General features: G+C 74.2%; 3 protein-coding genes. All 3 read right to left on the reverse strand.

Features of this window, described 5'->3' with window-relative positions; all coding sequences use genetic code 11:
- Positions 1-480 (reverse strand): gluconeogenesis factor YvcK family protein (locus ACTHMS_RS10560; protein WP_440306620.1); only part of this gene is annotated, 480 nt, incomplete at its 3' end.
- Positions 473-1,381 carry an RNase adapter RapZ gene (gene rapZ / locus ACTHMS_RS10565; RefSeq protein ID WP_440306621.1) on the reverse strand — a complete coding sequence of 303 codons (909 nt, stop codon included), beginning with the start codon at positions 1,379-1,381 and terminating at the stop codon, positions 473-475. The genes ACTHMS_RS10560 and rapZ, both read right to left, overlap by 8 nt.
- A partial coding sequence (uvrC, locus tag ACTHMS_RS10570; RefSeq protein ID WP_440306622.1) for an excinuclease ABC subunit UvrC occupies positions 1,374-2,737 on the reverse strand: 1,364 nt, incomplete at its 5' end. The genes rapZ and uvrC, both read right to left, overlap by 8 nt.

Consider the following 2,737-nt stretch of genomic DNA (forward strand, 5'->3'; position numbering starts at 1 on the left):
CCGCACGCGGTCGGGGTCGGCGGGGTCGAAGCGGTCGGCCTCGCCGACGAGATCGAGCGGCAGCGGGCTCATCGGCAGCACATGCCCCACGGCGCCGACGAGCCGGCCGAGCTCGGCCAGGGCGGCCCCCGGGTCGGGGTGCCGCTCGAGCAGGCCGGTGAGCCTCAGGGTGCCGACCGGATGGCCGGCCAGCACGCCGTCACCGCCGAGCCGGTGCTGCAGGGTGTCGGCCCAGCGCGCGTGCTCGTCGCCCTCGCCGGCCAGCGCCACGAGCGCCATGCGCAGATCACCCGGCGGCAGCACCCGCAGCTCGCGCCGGATGCGGCCGGACGACCCGCCGTCGTCGGCGACGGTCACGACGGCGGTGAGGTTGCGGGTGAGCCTGCGCAGCGCGGTCAGCGACGCGTGCAGGCCGTGGCCGCCGCCGAGCGCGACGATGCGGGGGCCGCGGCCGGACGCGGCGGCACCCGGCTCACTCACGGCCGAGGTCCCGGTCGACGACGGTGACGCGGATGCCCTGCTGCTCGAGCCGGGCGGCCAGCTGCCGGGCCATCACCACCGAGCGGTGCTTGCCGCCCGTGCAGCCGACGGCGAGGGTGAGGTAGCGCTTCGCCTCGCGGGTGTAGCCGGCGCCGATGATCTCGAGCACCTCGGCGTAGCGGTCGAGGAAGGTGTCGGCGCCGTCCTGCGCGAGCACGTAGTCGCGCACCTCCTCGTCCCGCCCCGTGAGGTCGCGCAGCTCCGGGATCCAGAACGGGTTGGGCAGGAAGCGGACGTCGACGACGAGGTCGGCGTCGACCGGAAGGCCGTACTTGTAGCCGAACGACAGCACGGTCGCCCGCAGCTGGGGCGGCCCGTCGGTGAGGCCGGCGGTGAACGCCGACTCGAGCACCGAGCGCAGCTGGTGCACCGACTTGTCGCCGGTGTCGACGACCAGGTCGGCCTCGTCGCGCAGCCCCGCGAGCAGCGCCCGCTCGGCGGTGATGCCGTCGCTGATGCGGCCGTCGCCCTGCAGCGGGTGGGCACGCCGGTTGCTCTCGAACCGGCGCACCAGCACGTCGTCCGGCGCCTCGAGGAAGAGCACCCGGGGCCGCATGTCGCGGTCGGCGAGATCGCGGATGACCGCGCGCAGGTCGGTCGAGAACGCCCGGCTGCGCACGTCCATCACCACCGCGAGCCGGGTCACCGCGCCCTGGCTGCGGCTGCCGAGGTCGACCAGCGTGGCGATCAGCTCGGGCGGGAGGTTGTCGACGACGAACCAGCCGAGGTCCTCGAGGCATTTCGCCGCGGTGCTGCGTCCGGCACCGGACAGGCCGCTGATGATCACCGTCTGCAGCGCACCCTCGGGCCGTGCGGTTGGCGGGGCGGTCGGGTCAGTCATCGAGCACCTCGCCGGTGGTCACGTTCACGGCCGGGGGCGCCGGGGCGGACGCGGTGTCCTGCAACGCCGCGACGATCGCCTCGGCGGTGCGCCGCCCGATGCCGGGCACGGCGGTGATGTCCTCGACCGTCGCTGCCTTGAGCCGCTTCAGCGAGCCGAACTGGCGCAGCAGCGCCTTGCGCCGGGTCTCGCCCAGCCCGGGGATGTCGTCGAGCGCCGACTGGATCATCGACTTCGACCGCTTCTGCCGGTGGTAGGTGATCGCGAAGCGGTGGGCCTCGTCGCGCACGCGCTGCAGCAGGTACAGCCCCTCGGACGTGCGCGGCAGGATCACGGGGTACGGCTGGTCGGGCACCCAGACCTCCTCGAGCCGCTTGGCCAGGCCGACCAGCGCGACGTCGTCGATGCCCAGATCGTCGAGCACGGCGGCCGCCGCCGCGACCTGGGGCGCACCGCCGTCGACGACGAGCAGGTTCGGGGCGTACGCGAACTTGCGCGGCCGCCCCGTCAGCGGGTCGATGCCGGGGCGTTCGCCGGGGCCCGCCTCGTCGTCGGGGTCGTGCCCGCCAGCGTCCGCCCCCTCGTCGACCTGCGCGTCCAGGTAGCGCGCGAACCGGCGGCGCACCACCTCGGCGATCCAATGGACGTCGCCGGTGCCCTCGCTCGTGTCGCGCAGCGCGAAGCGGCGGTACTCGGACTTGCGCGCCAGGCCGTCCTCGAACACCACCATGGACGCGACCACGTTGGTGCCCTGCACGTGGCTGATGTCGAAGCACTCGATGCGCAGCGGCGCGACGGGCAGGTCGAGGGCCTCCTGCAACTCGCCGAGCGCCCGCGAGCGCGCCGTGAGGTCGCTCGCGCGCTTCAGCTTGTGCTGCGCGAGCGCCTGGGACGCGTTGCGCTGCACCGTCTCGGCCAGCACCCGCTTGTCGCCGCGCTGGGGCACCCGCAGGCTGACCCGCGAGCCGCGGCGCTGCGACAGCCACTCCTCGAGCGCTGCGGCGTCGTCGGGCAGCGCGGGCACCAGCACCTCGCGCGGGATGCCCGACGTGACTGTCTCGTCAGCGGCCTCTTCCCCGTAGAACTGCGTGACGAACTGCTCGACCAGCTCGCCCGTGCCCATCTCGTCGAGCTTGTCGACGACCCAGCCGCGCTGGCCCCGCACCCGGCCGCCGCGCACGTGGAACACCTGCACCGCGGCCTCGAGGTCGTCCTCGGCGAAGGCGACGACGTCGGCGTCGGTGCCGTCGCCGAAGACGATCGCCTGCTTCTCGAGCGCCCGCTTCAACGCACCGACGTCGTCACGCAGCCGGGCGGCGAGCTCGAACTCGAGCTGCTCGCTGGCCTCGAGCATGC

The sequence above is a fragment of the Jatrophihabitans sp. genome (genome assembly GCF_051960575.1).
Classification (GTDB): Bacteria; Actinomycetota; Actinomycetes; order Mycobacteriales; family Jatrophihabitantaceae; genus JBQCEE01.

Coding starts and splice junctions, on each gene's coding strand:
- rapZ (WP_440306621.1), bottom strand. CDS start 1,381: ATGACTGACCCGACCGCCCCGCCAACCGCACGGCCCGAGGGTGCGCTG.